The organism is Paludibacter jiangxiensis, assembly GCF_001618385.1.
Taxonomy (GTDB): Bacteria; Bacteroidota; Bacteroidia; order Bacteroidales; family Paludibacteraceae; genus Microbacter; species Microbacter jiangxiensis.
This window is the reverse complement of the sequence record NZ_BDCR01000001.1, coordinates 856,830-875,124: the sequence shown is the minus strand read 5'-3', so window position 1 is coordinate 875,124 and position 18,295 is coordinate 856,830. Positions and strand designations below refer to the sequence as shown.

Below are 18,295 nucleotides of genomic sequence, written 5' to 3'. Positions count from 1 at the left end.
TCATTTCCACATCCTTACACCCTCTTCTCCTGCAAATATCGTTCCAACCGATTTAAGCCTTCCGCAATATTCTCCAACGAGTTGGCATACGAAAAGCGAACGAATCCCTCTCCCTTGGTTCCGAAGTCAACTCCGGGGGTGATGCCGACATGCGCATTTTCGAGCACATCGAAAGCAAATTTGTACGAATCGGAGGTGAACTTGCGGGCATCGGCCAGCACGTAGAAAGCTCCCTGAGGCTCAACCTTTATCTCAAAGCCAATTTCACGCAAACGGCCGATCATAAACCGGCGACGTTCGTCATACACTGCTCTCATTTTCACCACATCCGCGTCAGACTTTTCGAGCGCGGCAACACCGGCCGCCTGAGCCGTAGAAGGGGCGCAGATAAAAAGGTTTTGCTGAAGAATTTGCAGAGTACGCATATACTCCTGCGGTGCAATCACGTAACCCAAACGCAGACCGGTCATGGCAAAACGTTTGGAAAAACCGTTCACCACGAAGGCATTGTCGGTAAACTCCAGGATGGAGCGTGCCCGCCCGTTGTAAACCAGACCGTGATAAATCTCGTCGGAGATAACCGGGAACAGCAATTGTGCAAGCATTCGGAAAACCGATTCGTCGGCAAGCGTCCCCGAAGGGTTCATGGGCGAATTGAAAAAGAGCGTCCGGGTGCGGGATGTGATGGCTTTTTGCAACGATTCGGCTTCGTACTGAAAACCCGTTTCGGCACGTACCTCCACATCGACAGGAACGGCCCGACAGGCCAGTGCAAAATTGCGGTAGCAGGGATATCCGGGATTGGTCATAATCACCTCATCGCCGGCATTACAGATGGCCATCAAAACCATCAGGATAGCAGGCGAACTGCCCGAAGTTACTAATACACGGTCGGGTGAAATGGTTACGCCGTACTCCTTTTTGTAAAAACGGCAGATGGCTTCGCGTAAAGCAAGATCGCCAAGCGAATGGGTATAGTGAGTTTTACCGTTCTGTTGCGCCTTTTCAGCAGCTTGGGCAACACATTGAGGGACATCGAAATCGGGTTCACCCACCTCCATGTGGATAATAGAAATACCCTGTTTTTCAAGTTCGGATGCCCGTTCCAGCACCTCCATCACAATAAAAGGGGTCATCTGTTCGGCATCGGGATTCAGAAACATGCAGTTCAAAGTTTAATGGTCAAAAGCCTCATCCGACGACAGAAGCAATCGGGACAAACGAAGCTACGAAAGAATTTGATAGCTCAAAATTAGAAATAAAATATGAATCTGCCATGTGAGGCCAGAAAGGACGAAATCACACATTTCGTGCCGAAAGTGTGAGAAAAATCACATAATTGGCACGAAATGTGTGATTTTTCTGTTTTTGAGACAACAAAGGGCCGCAACTTTTCGGTTGCGACCCTTTGATTATTTGTCAAAAGCAATGCTTTATTTCTGCTTACTGTCCACCTGTTTCAGCAATACTTCCACTGCTTTTTCAATCTGTTCGTCTTCGCCCTGCTGAATCAGCTCGGGACGTTGAGCCACTTTGTAGTCGACCTCCTGCTGCATATTTTCCAGATAGTTGCCGTCATTGTCGCGCATTCCAACGATAGGAATCCCGAAGATCAGGGTTTTATCCTGCAGGGTTTCCCACCACACACTGCTCATGGTTCCCGGCACGGGCATTCCCACCAAATCACCGATTCCTACGTGTTTGTACACATAAGGCGTTCCGTGCGCATTGGAGTAGTTGGCTTCGCAAACCAGCATGATCGATGGTTTGTTCCAGCGACGGCTCGGCATGTCGCAGGCCTCTTTGCCGCGCAACACCTGCGAGAAATATTTTTTACCACTGAAAAGCACCTCGATGTCTTCGTGCAAGCGGCCACCGCCATTGTAACGGGTGTCGATCACGATACCGTCACGATCGTTGTATTTACCGAGCAGGTCATTATAGATTTCGCGGAAACTACCGTCGTTCATTGCCTGCAAATGCACATAACCCAAACGCCCTTTCGAGAGTTTATCAACCAGTTCGGCGTTGCGTTTCACCCAGCGATCGTAGAGCATATCGTTGTATTTGGTACGGGTAACCGGTTTTACGGTCTCGTTCCAACGTTCTTTGGTCGATGGGTTGTAGAACGATACCTTGACGTTTTTGTCGGCTAACAGGTTAAGCATCGGGAAATAATCTTCGCCTTTACTGATCTGCTGTTCGTTGATCTTTTCAAGAATAACACCCTCTTTCACTTTGGATGTTGCCTTATTAAACGGGCCTTTTTCGAGCACTTCGGTCACCTGCAGTCCATCGCCCTTGTAGTTCCAGTCGAAGAAAAGACCCAGTTCTGCCGTTTCGTCACCTCCTTCGGCACGCGGATAGTAACGTCCACCGGTGTGCGACACGTTGAGTTCGCCCAACAGTTCGCTCAACAGCTCTTCAAAATCAAAATTGTTGTTGATATACGGCAGATATTGCGCATATTCCTTGGTATAGTAATTCCAATCGACACCGAAAATATCTTCACGGAAAATCTTCTCGCGCACCTGTTTCACAACGTGGTCGAACATATACTGGCGTTCGGCAGGACGATCGAGCACCTTTTGCGCGTTGTAGGCAATCGGAGTCTTCTTTTCGCCAGCCAGCGTAATTTTTTGCGGCGCAACAGGCGAGAGCACAAAGAGATTTTTCTCGTCTTTGTCGAAAGCGAGCGTTGCCTCTTTGGCATTGAGTTTCATCATCAGTTTGGTCTCCTGCTTGCGCAACTCGTTTGTCCATAGGTCGTATCCGTTTTCAAAAGCAGAGAGGTAATAGATTTTTTCGCCATCCTTCGAAATAACGGCATCGCCCATTTTCGACGAGTTGATGGTTACCCGCTCGATGCGATCCTCAATGTTATCGAGTTCCAGTTTGATCTCCTTCGCCTTCTTCTCTTTGGCATCGGCTTTTTTGTCCTCTTTTTTATCGGCATCCTCTGCCTTTTTGTCGTCTTCTTTTTTCTTATCCGTACTATCCTTCAACAGTTCAGCCTCCTCTTTCGAGAGTTTGAACTTGTCATGCGCCTCTTTGTTCAGAAAGACCAGAAAAGCATCGTCGAGCGAGCCCCACGAAGCGTGACTGCGCATTCCGTAGCGGTCGCAGAAGAAGAGAATGGCGTCGCCGCCCATCACAAATTTCGGATTACGGTTGGTATAGCCACTCGCCACCAGGTCGATAATAGGTTCGCCGCCCTTGGTGCTCACGATACCTATATCGTTGTAAGGCCAGTGTTTATTCGGCGTGTAGTCGAATGTGATCCATTTGCCGTCGGGCGACCAGTTGAAATCGAGATCGCCGTCGGAACTCGAGAAGGTGGTTTTGCCGTCGGTGATCTGGCGCACTTTTTTATCGGCCAGCGTAATGATTTTCAACTCGCAACGGTTTTCGTAAAAAGCAATCTCCTTGCCGTCGGGTGAAAATTTGGGATACATCGCATTGCGGGGCGTGCTGTAGAGACACTCCTCATTGATGATGGTTGCATTCGGGAAGTTTGGCTCTTTCGGGTCGGCGATGGATGCCACGTAGAGGTTCCAGCTGCCGTTGCGTTCTCCCGAGTAAACCAATTTCTTGCCATCAGAGCTAAAATTCACCTGACGTTCCTGTTCGGGGGTGTTGGTGATTTGCTTGGTGGTCCCGTAATCTACCGATGAGACAAAGACATCGCCACGGAAGATAAAGGCCATCTGCTTGCCGTCGGACGAAACCACAGCTTCGGAGGCTTCCTTCCCCGATTTGAGCACTTCCGTTTCTTCGGCAGAATCGTCGCGTTTTACGTTGACACTGATCTTTTGCGGTTTACCATTTGCCTGCTGCGTATAAATCTCTCCCTGGAATGTATAGCACAGCGTTCCGTTACGCGAAGCCGAGAGGAATCGCAGCGGATCTTTCTTGAACGATGTAACCGGAGTCACGTTTTTCGGATCGGCAACCGCGAATTTGAATCCGTTGAAGCTCCCGCCCCGTTCACCCAAAAAATAGACAGTTTTGCCGTCGGGCGAAAGTACCGGAGTACGGCTTTCGCCGTTGGTGGTGGTCAGTTTGGTGTATTTTTTATTTTGGGTGTCAAACATCCAGATATCACGCACGACCGACGAGGTGTGGTGCTTTCTCCAGCGGTTTTCAACACCTTTGATATCGTTGTAATAGATGAATTTTCCATCCTGGCTCATTGTTGCCTCATCGGCAGGCACCGCGAAAACCTGATCGGGACGACCGCCTTTAACGGAGACTTTGTACAACTCGCCGTAGCTGCGAAAGGTAAGACTGGCGGCCGGATCCTGAATCAATCCGCTGTAGATAACTTCTTTGCCGTCGGGAGTAAAACAAAAGGGAATTTCGTTGGACGAATGAGTTGTCAGACGAGTGGGATTACCACCATCGGCATCCATCAGGTAAACATCGAAGTTGCCTTTACGGTTAGAAGCAAAAGCCAGTTTGCTACCGTCGGGCGACCACACGGGATGGTAGTCGTGAGCCGGATTACTGGTCAGCTGACGGGCATTGCCGCCCTGGCTATCAACCACATAAATATCACCCTGATAGGAGAATGCGATTTTGCTTCCGTCAGGAGAAATAGCCGGATAACGCAACCACTTGGCCGGATTTTGTGCCCATAAAGCACCGACCGTCATCAAACAAAATAGCAGAATAAAGGTTTTCTTTAGCATATATGAAATTTATAAATGATTCCTTGAAACAACGTAGTCATCACTCTTTTAGAATGGTACATTAGAAGGGGTTCAAAATTAAGGAAAAAAATCGAATCTGTATTCATGCAAAAAAGGCAGTCCCGTGAAACCGAAACTGCCTTCAATAACTAAAAATATCCACAATATTATTCCCGATACCGGCTCTGACGTTCGATCATCCAGCCGGGATATTCGGGTGCCAGTTTGCTTACTTCGTCCAGTCGGCTTAATTCATCGTCCGTCAATTTTACCTCAACCGCTTTGAGGTTTTCTGCCAATTGCTCAGGTTTCTTTGCCCCCACAATTACCGAAGTAACAACCGGTTGGTGGAGCAACCATGCCAGTGCGATTTGTGCCACAGAAACTCCTTTCGAAGCTGCCATCTCCTGCATCACGTCGATAATATCGAACGCTTTCTCCTTGTTGATAGGAGGAAAGTCGAAGTTGACGCGGCGCCCCTCTTCGGTAGATGCATTGCGACTATATTTTCCACTCAGGAAACCTCCTGCCAGCGGACTCCACACCATCAGTCCCATCTTCTGGTCGAGCAGCAACGGCACTAGTTCCCGTTCCAGATCACGACCAGCAATGGTATAATAGGCCTGTAACGACACATATTTTGCCAGACGGTTTTGCGCCGAAATGCCCAGCGATTTCATAATTTGCCAGGCCGCCAAGTTGGAGCAACCGATGTAACGCACCTTGCCACTTTTCACCAATACGTCGAGTGCTTCCAGTGTCTCTTCAAACGGGGTCAACGGATCGAAGCCGTGAATCTGATACAGGTCGATGTAGTCCATGTTAAGACGTTTCCGGCTCTCGTCGGCCTGTTGCAGGATATGTTTCCGGCTCAATCCCGCTTCGTTAGGTCCCTCGCCCATCATGCCGCACACTTTGGTGGCGATTACCAGATCGTCGCGTTTCAGTCCAAGCTCGCGGATGGCCTGTCCGGTCATCTCTTCGCTCAATCCGAGGCTGTACACGTTGGCCGTATCAATAAAGTTAATACCGGCATCGACAGCCTGTTTCACCAGTGCATTCACTTCATCCTGAGGCAGCGTTCCAATGGCTGTCCAGTAGCCTTTTCCTCCGAAAGTCATCGTGCCGAGGCAAAGTTCGGACACCATCAGTCCTGTATTTCCAAATTGTTTGTATTGCATAAATTTCTATTTTTAGTTTCGTTTATTGCGATTACAAATGTCGCTGAACAAAGCGGGAAATGGTACTCTTTGCCCCATTAAAAGATGTGAAAGGAATATATATCCCGCATTAAAAAATTTGATAAGGGGTTTCCACCCCTATAACCCCGACTTCCTTTTTGCCTTGAAGCAAAAAGGAAGCAAAAAATTCAAGGCTATGCCCGCTTCGCTCAAAAAACTAGCGTTCGTAAGCGGGAACCGTCCAAACTTGTTTCCTCCTTACGTCGAAAACTTCAAACAAGGACGATTCTTTCCGCTTCCTCTCTTGTTTTTTGGCTCACCGGACAAGGCCACTCCAAATCTGACTTGAATAACTTTTCAATGCCTATCCTTTTGTAAAGGACGGATGAGCCTGCGAAATATCTACCTTTGCAGTTCCATTCGCTTTCATCACGATGACTCCAATCGACAACCCAAACAGATCTCTTTCCCGCTTTCAGGTAATGCTGATGGCGGTGGCAGCCGGCATTTCGGTTGCCAATATCTATTACAACCAACCCATTCTGAAAGATATTTCGACCACCTTCGGATGCACCGAAGCGCAGGCCGGACTCACCTCCATGCTGGCGCAAATCGGTTACGGGCTCGGACTCTTCTTTATCACTCCGCTGGGCGACAAGGTGAACAAAAAATCACTGATCGTAAACCTGTTGGCACTGTTATTTCTCTCGTTGTTGCTGATGATTTTCGCGGCCAGCATCCTACAGGTGTGGGTACTCAGCGTACTTATCGGCATCCTGTCAGTGGCCGTGCAGGTGATTCTGCCCATGGCGGCCGGTCTCGACAGCGTCAACCGGGGCAAAACGGTAGGCACTATTTTTACGGGCATCCTCATCGGCATCCTTGCCGCGCGGGTGTTTAGCGGCGCCATTGCCGAATGGCTCTCGTGGCGTTGGGTCTATGGCTTTTCGGCCGGTCTGGTGTTGTTGGTTACCCTGCTGCTCAAAACCTACCTGCCCGAAGTAGAAACTCCGTTCAAGGGCAGTTACCTTAAATTGCTTGGCTCGGCGCTCAGCATGTTGCCCCGCTATCCGCTGCTGCGCAAGGTGGCCCTGATGGGCGCTTTCCAGTTCGGCATCTTCTGCTCCTTCTGGACCACCCTCACCTTTCACCTCAGCGGGGCACCGTTTCGTTTCCACACAGACACCATCGGCCTCTTCGGACTGGTGGCCATTGCAGGGGCATTGATGGCGCCGCTTTTCGGGAAGCAGTCCGACCGGGGAAACACCAACCGTGTGCAGCTCTACGCCATCACGATGATGATTGCCGCCGTGCTACTGATGCTCTTTTTCGACCAGTCGGTGATTATGCTGGTGGCTGCCGTGCTGCTGCTCGACATCGGGGCGCAGGCCATGCAGGTGACCAATGTGGCGCTGGTCTACACCCTCGACGAGTCGTCGCATAGCCGCATCAACACCATCTACATGACCACCTTTTTCACCGGTGGCGCGCTTGGCACCTTCGTGGGACTGCTCTGCTGGCAGGCCGGTGGCTGGCTCTGGGTATCGCTGCAAATGCTCACCTGGGCGGTAATGATCCTGCTGATTCTGATTGGATTCCGATCAAAAACGCGTTGAAATAAAAGGTTTTGTCAAAACAGGTTTTGAAGAATAAATTGTATGTTTGCAAGGTAAATTTAACTATAGCAAAACATTCGTAAATACACCCATCTCGATGGAATTTACAAAGGTTAGTCCATGAATTACATTTTAATAGCAATTTAAATCCACCCTTTATGCGATTTTCACAGAGAATAGGGAAAAAAGATGTTCGGCAAGTATTGCAAACTGATAGTATTGACCAAATTCTTGAGAATAAACTTTGGAATAATATATTAAACGACTTCATAAATAAGATAGAAGACCACGCTTACTCGTACCAGAAATCCAAAAGAGCTGAAGTCTTCATATATATTTGGGAGAATTTTTTTGAATTAAAATCAGATGAAATACCTTCTTACACAGACGGTGATGTTTATACAGAAGGGATGACAGAGTATATTAAAAAATGGTTCCTTAATGCTGAATGGTATGAAAAGTATGATTTAATAGAATTTTTATCAGATTTATCAAATCCCTTAAGGCTAGATTTCACCACTAAAGTAAATTATACTTTAAAAAGAGAATTGGCTGGCTATACAATTATTCAAAATAAAATTATTCAAATAACAGCTGAACAAGAAATAAGTGCAATTGAAAATGCTTTAAAAAACGGTTCTAAATATAAGTCTGTAGAAACTCATTTAAGTCAAGCCTTGGAACATTTGTCCAATAGAGAAAATCCAGACTACCGTAATTCAATAAAAGAATCGATTTCTGCTGTTGAAGCATATTGTGCTATTTTGACCAATGATTCAAAATCGACATTAGGAAAAGCTTTAAATCAAATTGAAAAAACTCATAAAATACATACGGCTTTGAAATCGTCATTTTCTGCTTTGTATGGTTATACAAGTGACTCAGGAGGTATTAGACATTCACTCTTAGAAGACGATATAAATGTTGAGATAGAAGATGCAAAATTTATGTTAGTTTCTTGTTCTGCGTTTATAAATTATTTAAAGTCTAAAGAATAAAAACTGTTGGTAACATCATAATTGTTATTATTCATCTTCTCAGCTAGTACGAGTCTCCTGACTCTTGCTCATCCCAAGCGGTAGTAGCATCAGGGGCATTAGCCCTGTAATCTTGGTAGCAACAAACCGAAAAATTGGAATAAAGGGGCATAGCCTTGACCTCTAAACGGCTCATCAGAGGAAATAGATCAGAGCTACGCTCCTCCGGCTACAGGTTTTATGCTCTTTCTACAAAGAGATCGGGGCTAACGCCCCTAAATTTGCGCTCGTTCATATTTGATATTCTAACTTATGTAATAATTCATTCAACAATACTAATTCCATCCCCCTATGAAACTCATTTATAAAATTTCCCTATTTTTGCTGCTTGCCGGAGCCATCCGACCGTGTCAGGCGCAATTTGCCAAAGGAGCCGATGTGGGTTGGTTGCCCCAGATGGAGGCCACCGGTTTTAAGTTCTATGACAGCGACGGCAAAGCCAAAGATTGCCTGCTGTTGCTCAAAGAGCGCGGCATCAACACCATCCGCCTGCGGGTGTGGGTCAACCCCTCCAACGACAGAGGCAGCGGCCATTGCGGCAAAAAAGAGACGGTGGAGATGGCGCAACGGGCTCAAAAACTAGGCATGCGGCTGATGATCGATTTCCACTACAGCGACAGCTGGGCAGACCCTGCCAAACAGAATAAACCGGTTGCCTGGGAAAAGCATTCGTTCCCCCAACTGTGCAACGACGTTTACAAACACACTTTTGAGGTGCTGGACACGTTGAAACAGGTCGGCATTACGCCCGAGTGGGTGCAGGTGGGCAACGAGATTCCCGGTGGCATGCTCTGGCCCGACGGCAGCACCTCCAACTGGCCGCAACTGGCGCAACTGATCAACAAAGGGTACGATGCCACCAAAACCGTCGACCCGAAGATCAAGGTGATTGTGCACCTCGACGAGGGCAACAACAACGCGAAATACCGCACCTTTTTCGATAACGCCACGCAACACGGGGTACGCTACGATGTTATCGGCATGTCGTACTATCCCTACTGGATCAACAAAAGCTACAAGGCCACCCTCGGCGATCTGGTCGGCAACATGAACGACATGATTGCCCACTACAACAAGGATGTGATGATTGTGGAGATCGGCGAAGAGGATCGGCTGGTGGACGAGACCTACAACATGCTCACAGCGGTAATCAAAGCCGTGAGAGCCATTCCCGGCAAACGGGGTTTAGGCGTCATTTACTGGGAACCCGAAGGAGCCCGGAGCTGGAGTCACTACGCTCTCGGCTGCTGGCAGGACGACGGAAAACCCTCACCGGCGCTGGATGCTTTCAAAAAATAGAAACCTACGGGGAACGGAGTAACGCTGTTCCCCGTTTTTTATGTTAGGGGCGGAAGCCCCTTAATAGAACCAAAACGCCTTTCTATTGATGTCAATCATAAACATCTCCTTTCCCCTACTTTTTTGTTATCTTTGTGTCTGCTTAAAACTGACGTTTCACCGAAAATCATGAACAAGAATCTCACTATAGATCAGTGCAATGAGTTGTGCAAAGGCACGCTGATGGAACACCTGGGGATGAAAATTACCGTGGTGGAAGAGGGGCGCGTGGAGGCTACCATGCCCATCGACAAGCGCACCGTTCAACCGGTAGGAATCCTGCACGGCGGCGCCACCATCGCTTTGGCCGAGTCAGTGGCCGGGGTCGGTTCGTATTATCTCTGCACCCCCGAAGCGCATGCCGTGGGAATGCAACTGAGTGTCAACCACATTTCATCGCCCCGCAAAGGAGAAGTGAAAGCGGTAGCCGTAATCCTGCACCAGGGCAAGAAAAGCCACATTTGGCAGGTGGAGGTTTTCGCGGCCGACAACAAACTGGTTTCGGTAATCACCGTCACCAATATGATTATCAAAAAGAAAGTTTCTTGACAGATCAATTGATACATATAGAACTGATAAACAAGCTCACGCAGACGAATTCGTGTTTCGCTCTTTACCGGCTTCCGGGCGAAGAGAGCGTCCGTTTGGTTTATCAGGCATCGGAGCAACCCACACTTATCCGGTCGATCTCCGAACTGAACAACCGCGAAGGTTTTGTCTTCGCCCCGTTTCAAATCACAGACCAACATCCGCTGCTGCTCATCAATCCGGAGAGACATCTTGCCGGATGGGAAGCCATCGGAGCATTCCTTTCAACGTTGACCATCAACGATAAAGAGAACACTGCCGGTCACACTTCGGATTATTCCACACAAAAAAATACAAAATCCACCTACCTTGCCGCTTTCGAAAAATTTATCGAAGCGTTGCAATCGGGCAGGTTCAATAAACTGGTACTTTCGCGCTGCGCAGCCATTGCCCGCCAACCGGAATTTTCGCCTGCCGAAGCATTTCTCCGTGCCTGCGCAAAATACCCCGGCGCCTTTGTCTACCTCTGCCACACGCCTGTTTCAGGTACCTGGATGGGGAGTACCCCGGAAGTTTTGCTAAAAGGAGGCCACGCCGCCTACCAAACGGTAGCACTGGCCGGAACTCGCAAGGCCAAAACCGACTGCACCACTGCCACCCGCTGGGATCACAAAAACAAAAACGAACAGTCGCTGGTAGCGCTCTACCTGCGGGAGGTACTCTCGCGCAATGCCGAAAGCTGGAGCGAAGAGAAGACCGAAACGCTGACCGCAGGCAATGTGGTTCACCTCAAAACCGGATTCTCGTTTTCCTATCCGAACACCAGTAAACTGGGCGATCTCTTGCAACAACTCCACCCCACACCGGCCGTTTGCGGCTTGCCAAAAGAGGAGGCCTACAGGTTTATTCTGGCTGAAGAGGGCTACGACCGCGAATATTATTCGGGATTTACCGGCTACCTGTCGGCTGACAATCAAACGGATTTATACGTAAATTTGCGCTGCATGAAGATCGAAGCCGGAGAGCTGAAACTCTTTGCCGGCGGTGGCCTGCTCCCCTCCTCCAATCGCGAAACAGAGTGGAAAGAGACGGAAGAGAAGCTGAAAACGATGCGGGGAATCTTATAAAAGGATTTGTTGTCTTATTTCAGATATACCTTAAACCATAGTTGGTATGCAAAACAAAATCCAGTTGTTTGAAGAGAAAAAAGTTCGTACTGCCTGGGACGAAGCATCCGAAGAGTGGTACTTTTCCATTGTAGATGTAGTGGATGTATTAACTGATAGTCCCAATCCACGAAAATATTGGAGTGTATTAAAAACACGACTCAAAAAAGAGGGAAGTGAGTTGACTACAAATTGTAGTCAACTGAAAATGGTTGCTGCCGATGGGAAAAAATATTTAACAGATGTAGTTAGTCCCCAGCAGCTTTTCCGCTTAATTCAGTCTATTCCCTCTCCAAAAGCTGAGCCATTTAAATTGTGGATTGCTCAGGTGGCAAAAGAGCGACTGGATCAGATTCAGGATCCCGAACTGTCTATCGAACAGGCAATGGCCGATTACAAACGGCTGGGCTATTCCGACAGTTGGATCAATCAACGCCTGAAAAGTATTGAAATACGCAAAGACCTCACGGACGAATGGAAGTCGAGAGGTCTGCAGGAAGGCATTCATTTTGCAACACTGACCGACATTATTTATAAGACCTGGGCAGATAAAACAGCTAAAGAATACAAAAGTTTCAAGGGATTGAAAAAAGAAAACCTGCGCGACAACATGACCAATGCCGAATTGGTATTAAATATGTTGGCCGAACTATCGACTAAACAAATTTCGGAGGCTACCAATCCCGACACGATGGACGAACATGCTGATGTTGCCCGGAAGGGAGGCGAAGTTGCCCGCAACGCACGTCTTGAACTGGAAAATAAAACCGGTAAATCGGTGGTTTCGCCTCTCAATGCCAAAAAAGGAATTATAAACCAAAAACAGGACGAAATCACTGAAGAATAAATTATAAACTGAGATAGAGATCAAGCAACAGATTCCATTTTCAAATTCTCAAATTTCCTAATTTTCAAATTAAAACAGTGTTTTCCAACAAAACCAACATATTACAACTTGTATCGCTGATGCTGCAATACGGCATCCGTCACGTGGTACTCTCACCCGGATCGCGGAATGCTCCGCTGATTCATACCTTTACGCAACATCCCGGTTTTACCTGTTACACGGTGGTCGATGAGCGCTCTGCCGCCTTTTTTGCATTGGGTTTGAGCCAGAAGTTACAACAACCGGTGGCAGCCTGCTGCACCTCGGGAACGGCACTGCTCAACTACGGTCCGGCCATCGCTGAAGCTTACTATCAGGAGATTCCGTTGCTGGTTATCTCTGCCGACCGCCCCGAAGCATGGATCGGTCAGGCTGACGGGCAAACCATTCCGCAAAACGGGACATTTGCCGCCATCGCCAAAAAGAGCGTTCAACTGCCGGAACCGGCCAACGCTACCGACGAATGGTACTGCAACCGTCTGATTAATGAGGCATTGATTCAACTGACAGCCAACGGAAACGGTCCGGTGCATATCAACGTGCCGCTTTCGGAGCCGCTCTACCAGTTTATAACTCCTGGTTTGCCGGAAGCGAGAAAAATCACTTTCCACACCGCAAAACAACAAGTAGAGACAGAATCTTTCCAATCAATCTGGAACACCTCATCCAAACGAATGATCGTAGTGGGTCAACTGCCGCCGAATAATGGATTGGATGTCATCCTCAGCTCTCTACTGAGCAAGGGTGATGCGGTCTTACTGGCAGAACAGATAGGCAATGTACACCTCCCGCAACAGATAGCCAATTTCGATTTGGTGCTGGCTTCGTTGTCGGAGGAAGAGTCTAACAGCTTTGCTCCCGACTTACTAATTACCCTCGGCGGACATCTCACCTCCAAACGGTTAAAACAGTTGCTACGCAAACATAAGCCACAACATCACTGGGATATTCGCCCCGACGGCAACGTAAAAGACACGTTCCAGACGATCACCGACCTGCTTCCGGCTGATGCAGCCGATTTTTTGCAACAACTGGCGAAGGAAATTACCCCTCAAGAAGATAAAGAAAATAATTTCAGTGGGTTATGGCAAAATAAATCCACAGTAGTAGATCTGGAAGTTGCCCGTTTTATGAAAGAGGCACCCTTCTCCGACCTGACTGTAGTCAATGCGTTTATACAACGTTTACCACAGCAATCCACACTTCATCTGAGCAGTAGCGCTCCCATCCGTTACGCCCAGATCAGCAAGCTGAATCCGACGGTTTCGGTTCTCTCCAACCGGGGGACTAACGGCATCGACGGATCCATGTCAACCGCGGTGGGATATGCGGCAGCCAACAAAGGATTGACCTTCCTGCTGATCGGCGACCTGAGTTTCTTTTACGACATCAATGCCTTGTGGAACAAACAGATCAGCAAAAACCTGCGGATTTTACTGGTAAACAACGGAGGCGGCAACATGTTTCACCTTATTAACGGGCCGCAGCAATCGGAGGCGATGGAGGGTTACATCGCTTGCCACCACAACGAATCGGCCAAAGATCGGGTGCTGGCTTTCGGATTGCACTACCTGTCGGCCACCAACTTCGACGAACTCGACCGGTGCCTTCCCTATTTTTGCAACCCGAACGAAGATTACCCGATGGTGCTGGAGGTTTTTTCCCATACCGAAACCAATGCCTACGTTTTCAGTCGCTTGTTTGAAGCCCTGAAGCATCAATGATATGCGCATTTTAATGACCCATGACTTAATGAATGGATATGATTAAAAAGATTTTCTTCCTTTTCCTCGCTTTAGTGACCATCGTTTCCTGTTCTAAAAACGAGGACGAACAGATTGGTCCGCTGCAAGTCGATAAATCATCGGTTGTTCTTTCAACTGATAATCCTTATGCTGCCATTCAAATCATAAAGGGCTCCGGCTCTTATTCTGTTTCTTCATCTAACGAATCCGTTGCTGAATATCTCTTACTGGAAAACACCCTATATATTTCCGGGAACGCAATTGGAAATGCGGTTGTTACCCTCAGCGATGGAGAAGGGAATAGTGTCAAAATTAAAGTCGAAGTAAAAAACTATATTGCACGAATTGTCCCTTTATCTACAGTTGTATTTCTAAAAAAAGGAGATACAAAATCTATTGAGGTCACAAAAGCCAATGCCGTTTTTGCTATACACTCCTCCGGAAGCAACTCTATTCAGGTGAAAGAAAGCGGCAATAAGGTATTGATAAGTGGGTTGTCACTTGGAGCCGCCACTTTGTACTACTTTGAAGATTTTTGGCCTACACAAATATATAACGTACAAATAATAGAACATTATTCTTTTTCAATAAGCTCAAGTTCAACAAATATTTCAGTTACTAAAGGTAATGACGGAGAGCTATATATCATCTCCGGAAATGGATCGTATAGTCTGAGTACATCTGCTTCTGGTGTGATTTCCACTGAACTTCGACCATATCCAATAGCTGCAACCTTATCTCAAAATAACCCGGCTGTTGTCTATTATAAAGCTATTGCAACCGGAGTTACTGTTTTAACTGTTACAGACAATGAAACCGGTGAAAGCAAATCTTTTTCTATTCGGGTAAATTAGTCTGAAACAGAAATTTATCTCCTGATTCAACTTATAAATAATTCAATTGTAAATCATATAGTTATGTCAACAACACGTCAATGGGAAACCATTAAAGAATACGAAGAAATCCTGTTCGAATATTTCGAAGGAATTGGAAAAATCACCATCAACCGTCCCCGTTACCGCAACGCATTCACCCCAACCACCACCATGGAAATAAGCGATGCGTTACGTATTTGCCACGAAAATCAGGATATCTACGTGGTAGTGCTGACCGGTGCAGGCGATAAGGCATTTTGCGCAGGCGGCGACCAGAACGTGAAAGGTAAAGGCGGTTACATCGGTAAAGACGGCGTTCCCCGCTTGCAGGTATTGGAGGTGCAGAAACAGATCCGCTCGCTCCCAAAACCGGTCATTGCAATGGTAAACGGTTACGCTATAGGTGGCGGACACGTGCTGCAGGTGGTGTGCGACCTCTCCATCGCTTCCGACAACGCTATCTTCGGCCAGACCGGCCCACGCGTGGGAAGTTTTGATGCCGGCTTCGGCTCGTCCTATCTGGCCCGCATCGTCGGACAGAAGAAAGCGCGTGAAATCTGGTTCCTTTGCCGTCAGTACAACGCCCAACAGGCACTCGAAATGGGTCTCGTGAACACCGTCGTTCCCTTCGATCAACTGGAAGACGAAACGGTGAAATGGGCGCACGAAATGATGCAGCACAGTCCGATGGCCATGCGCATGATTAAGATGGGACTCAACGCCGAACTCGACGGACAGGCCGGTATTCAGGAACTGGCCGGCAATGCCACCCTGCTCTACTACCTCACCGACGAAGCGCAGGAAGGTAAAACCGCATTCCTCGAAAAGCGCAAGCCCGATTTCAAGAAATTCCCTAAATTCCCCTGATAATAAGGGAATAACAACTCCGAAGGCGAAACGAAAATTAACCGTTTCGCCTTTTGTTTTGAAATAAAACCGACCCACTCCGGATAAACGCAAAATAAGTAACTTTGTACAATTGTTTTCAAAACCGAACACTATGGCGCTTGCTTACCGCATACTTCCTTACACCCTCCATTTCAAACAACCGGCGGGCACTTCACGGGGCGTTTACCGCACCCGGCAGTCGTGGTACGTGCAGTTGTGGCACACCGAACAACCCCTGCGCATTGGCATCGGCGAGTGCGCCCCCCTACCCGATCTGAGTTGCGATGCATTGCCCGGCTACGCAGAAATTCTGGATCGGTTTTGCCGGAAACTCATTGTTAACAGACAATTGGATTATTCTGCTTTACGCGCCTATCCCTCGATGTTGTTCGGACTGGAGACGGCACTTCTTCATCTCGAAACCGGCTCTTTCCGGCTCTGGAACACTCCATTTTCGCGGGTAGAGAGCGGAATCACCATCAACGGCCTTATCTGGATGGGCGATAAAGATAAAATGTTCCGCCAGATAGAACAGAAAATGGCAACAGGATTCCGTTGTATCAAACTGAAAATCGGAGCTATCGATTTTGAAGAGGAACTGGCGCTAATCCGACATATCCGCAGTCACTTTTCGCCCGAACAGATAGAAATCCGCGTGGATGCCAACGGTGCCTTCTCGCCCGACAATGCGCTGGAAAAACTGCACCGGTTAGCCGAATTGCAGCTTCACTCCATCGAACAACCGATTCGGCAGGGACAATGGGAAACGATGGCAAAACTGGTAAAAGAAACTCCTCTTCCCATCGCGTTGGACGAAGAGCTGATCGGCATCAACGATCCGGCAGAAAAACAACGTTTGTTGGATATCATTCATCCTCACTATATTATTCTGAAACCATCGCTTCACGGCGGCATTCAGGGTTGCACCGAATGGATTTCCGAAGCCGAAAAACGCTCCATCGGCTGGTGGATTACCTCAGCGCTAGAGTCGAATATCGGCCTGAATGCCATTGCGCAATGGTGTGCCACGCTCAACCCCTCTCTGCCGCAGGGACTGGGCACCGGAGCTCTTTTTGCGGACAATATCGACATGCCGCTGGTGGTTGAGGGAGACCAACTCTGGAACAAGCTACCCGAAAATGAAGAAAACACGCCATTTTGTCTCGATAGAAATCATCAATCGATCACCCTCAACGGCATCCCCTATTCGAAAGAACTGGCACTGATTTTGGCAAATATAAAGCTGACCGACCCGGAAACGCCCGAGTGGGAGCGCGAACTGTTCGCCTTTTTGCAAGCGTGGTGGAACGACTCTCCCACCCTTACGGTGCACACCTCCGGATCGACCGGAACGCCTAAAAATATTGTGGTGGAAAAAGAGCGGATGATGCAAAGTGCGATCACCACTTGCTCGGCTTTAGGTCTGGAACAAGGCGACAAAGCACTGCTCTGCCTGCCGGTTCGCTACATCGCCGGTAAAATGATGATAGTACGCTCTCTCGTTGCCGGACTTGATCTCTACTCCGTTGCGCCGGATGGCCGCCCGCTGGCAAATATTCCCCATGGTTTGATCTTTGACTTTGCCGCCATGGTTCCGCTACAGGTATTCAACTCCTTGTCGAACGATAAAACGGCTCTGGAAACCATTAAAAATGGTATTATCGGGGGTGCTGCCATCGATCCGGAACTGGAAAAGGCGGTTGCCGCGTTGCCCAATGGCTGGTACTCCACTTACGGCATGACCGAAACACTGTCGCACATCGCACTGCGACGCCTTAACGGCCCGGCGCGATCCGAAACCTACTGTCCGGTCAATAATGTCAACATCTCCCTTTCCGAAGAAGGAACACTGGTGATCGATGCGCCCCTGATCTGCCGCGGCACTATAGTTACCAACGATATTGCCCGCATTTTGCCCGACGGAAGTTTCGAAATTCTGGGCCGAAAAGACAACGTGATCAACAGCGGCGGCATCAAGCAGCAAACCGAACAGATTGAACGAAAACTCTCTCAAATTCTTGATATTCCGTTCTGCATCACCTCCGCACCCGATCCGAAACTGGGGGAAAAAGTGGTGCTACTAATCGAATCGAAAGCTATCTCGGAACAGGATTTACTGACCAAAATATCCTGCTTTTTAGATGTTTATGAAACTCCGAAACAAATTATTCCGGTAGATAAAATCCCGATGACCCCCAACGGAAAAATTGACCGCAAAGCGGCAAAAAATATGATTTTGGTGATTTAAATAGAAAAATATTATAATATTTGGTGATTACAGTCACCAAAATCGCATTTTATTAAAACACATACCTTATTTGCCAACATCCGACAAATTTGTACT

13 protein-coding genes and 1 pseudogene are annotated in these 18,295 nt (G+C 48.0%); 11 read left to right on the top strand and 3 right to left on the bottom strand.

The window, feature by feature from the left end; genetic code table 11:
• Positions 1 to 14 precede the first annotated feature (14 nt).
• From PJIAN_RS03380 to PJIAN_RS03370, 3 genes are all read right to left on the bottom strand, one after another.
• Positions 15 to 1,163, bottom strand: a complete 1,149-nt coding sequence (locus tag PJIAN_RS03380; protein WP_068702003.1) for a pyridoxal phosphate-dependent aminotransferase — start codon at positions 1,161 to 1,163, stop codon at positions 15 to 17.
• A 270-nt stretch (positions 1,164 to 1,433) separates the two neighbouring features.
• Positions 1,434 to 4,691: a S41 family peptidase gene (locus PJIAN_RS03375; protein ID WP_068702001.1), complete on the bottom strand. Its 3,258-nt coding sequence runs from the start codon at positions 4,689 to 4,691 to the stop codon at positions 1,434 to 1,436.
• A 167-nt stretch (positions 4,692 to 4,858) separates the two neighbouring features.
• Positions 4,859 to 5,872, bottom strand: a complete 1,014-nt coding sequence (locus PJIAN_RS03370; protein WP_068701999.1) for an aldo/keto reductase — start codon at positions 5,870 to 5,872, stop codon at positions 4,859 to 4,861.
• A 434-nt stretch (positions 5,873 to 6,306) separates the two neighbouring features.
• Between PJIAN_RS03370 and PJIAN_RS03360 the strand changes: the two genes are divergently transcribed.
• The 11 genes and pseudogenes from PJIAN_RS03360 to PJIAN_RS15055 all read left to right on the top strand — a co-directional run bounded on the left by PJIAN_RS03360 (position 6,307) and on the right by PJIAN_RS15055 (position 18,199).
• Complete coding sequence (locus PJIAN_RS03360; protein ID WP_068701995.1) at positions 6,307 to 7,488, top strand: MFS transporter; 1,182 nt, start codon at positions 6,307 to 6,309, stop codon at positions 7,486 to 7,488.
• Positions 7,489 to 7,646: 158 nt separating this feature from the next.
• Positions 7,647 to 8,486 carry an AbiJ-NTD4 domain-containing protein gene (locus PJIAN_RS03355; RefSeq protein ID WP_084252237.1) on the top strand — a complete coding sequence of 280 codons (840 nt, stop codon included), beginning with the start codon at positions 7,647 to 7,649 and terminating at the stop codon, positions 8,484 to 8,486.
• Positions 8,487 to 8,816: 330 nt separating this feature from the next.
• Positions 8,817 to 9,824 (top strand): glycoside hydrolase family 53 protein, encoded by a 1,008-nt coding sequence (locus PJIAN_RS03350; protein ID WP_068701993.1) that lies wholly within the window; start codon positions 8,817 to 8,819, stop codon positions 9,822 to 9,824.
• 168 nt (positions 9,825 to 9,992) lie between these two features.
• Positions 9,993 to 10,412, top strand: coding sequence for a PaaI family thioesterase (locus tag PJIAN_RS03345; protein WP_068701991.1), 420 nt, complete (start codon positions 9,993 to 9,995; stop codon positions 10,410 to 10,412).
• Entirely contained in the window at positions 10,409 to 11,518 is a 1,110-nt protein-coding gene (locus PJIAN_RS03340) for an isochorismate synthase (protein ID WP_068701989.1), read from the top strand. Before PJIAN_RS03345 ends, PJIAN_RS03340 begins: the two co-directional genes overlap by 4 nt.
• A gap of 46 nt (positions 11,519 to 11,564) precedes the next feature.
• Positions 11,565 to 12,404 carry a BRO-N domain-containing protein gene (locus PJIAN_RS03335; RefSeq protein ID WP_068701987.1) on the top strand — a complete coding sequence of 280 codons (840 nt, stop codon included), beginning with the start codon at positions 11,565 to 11,567 and terminating at the stop codon, positions 12,402 to 12,404.
• 77 nt (positions 12,405 to 12,481) lie between these two features.
• Positions 12,482 to 14,167 carry a 2-succinyl-5-enolpyruvyl-6-hydroxy-3-cyclohexene-1-carboxylic-acid synthase gene (gene menD / locus PJIAN_RS03330; protein WP_068701985.1) on the top strand — a complete coding sequence of 562 codons (1,686 nt, stop codon included), beginning with the start codon at positions 12,482 to 12,484 and terminating at the stop codon, positions 14,165 to 14,167.
• 38 nt (positions 14,168 to 14,205) lie between these two features.
• Complete coding sequence (locus tag PJIAN_RS03325; RefSeq protein WP_153802472.1) at positions 14,206 to 15,042, top strand: hypothetical protein; 837 nt, start codon at positions 14,206 to 14,208, stop codon at positions 15,040 to 15,042.
• A gap of 63 nt (positions 15,043 to 15,105) precedes the next feature.
• The gene (gene menB / locus PJIAN_RS03320) at positions 15,106 to 15,930 is read left to right on the top strand and encodes a 1,4-dihydroxy-2-naphthoyl-CoA synthase (protein ID WP_068701981.1); all 825 of its coding nucleotides are present in this window, start codon (positions 15,106 to 15,108) and stop codon (positions 15,928 to 15,930) included.
• Between the two features lie 133 nt (positions 15,931 to 16,063).
• A pseudogene (menC, locus tag PJIAN_RS15060) lies at positions 16,064 to 17,074 on the top strand (o-succinylbenzoate synthase); the annotation flags it as partial.
• A complete protein-coding gene (locus PJIAN_RS15055; RefSeq protein ID WP_369691201.1) occupies positions 17,051 to 18,199 on the top strand; it encodes an AMP-binding protein in 1,149 nt (382 codons plus the stop codon). The pseudogene menC and the gene PJIAN_RS15055, both read left to right, overlap by 24 nt.
• Positions 18,200 to 18,295: the final 96 nt, after the last annotated feature.

Excerpts from the sequence above, each read along its gene's own strand:
- PJIAN_RS03335 (WP_068701987.1), top strand. The coding sequence starts at position 11,565 with ATGCAAAACAAAATCCAGTTGTTTGAAGAGAAAAAAGTTCGTACTGCC.
- PJIAN_RS03380 (WP_068702003.1), bottom strand. The coding sequence starts at position 1,163 with ATGTTTCTGAATCCCGATGCCGAACAGATGACCCCTTTTATTGTGATG.
- PJIAN_RS03345 (WP_068701991.1), top strand. The coding sequence starts at position 9,993 with ATGAACAAGAATCTCACTATAGATCAGTGCAATGAGTTGTGCAAAGGC.
- PJIAN_RS03350 (WP_068701993.1), top strand. The coding sequence starts at position 8,817 with ATGAAACTCATTTATAAAATTTCCCTATTTTTGCTGCTTGCCGGAGCC.
- PJIAN_RS03325 (WP_153802472.1), top strand. The coding sequence starts at position 14,206 with ATGATTAAAAAGATTTTCTTCCTTTTCCTCGCTTTAGTGACCATCGTT.
- menB (WP_068701981.1), top strand. The coding sequence starts at position 15,106 with ATGTCAACAACACGTCAATGGGAAACCATTAAAGAATACGAAGAAATC.
- PJIAN_RS03375 (WP_068702001.1), bottom strand. The coding sequence starts at position 4,691 with ATGCTAAAGAAAACCTTTATTCTGCTATTTTGTTTGATGACGGTCGGT.
- PJIAN_RS03355 (WP_084252237.1), top strand. The coding sequence starts at position 7,647 with ATGCGATTTTCACAGAGAATAGGGAAAAAAGATGTTCGGCAAGTATTG.
- PJIAN_RS03360 (WP_068701995.1), top strand. The coding sequence starts at position 6,307 with ATGACTCCAATCGACAACCCAAACAGATCTCTTTCCCGCTTTCAGGTA.
- PJIAN_RS03370 (WP_068701999.1), bottom strand. The coding sequence starts at position 5,872 with ATGCAATACAAACAATTTGGAAATACAGGACTGATGGTGTCCGAACTT.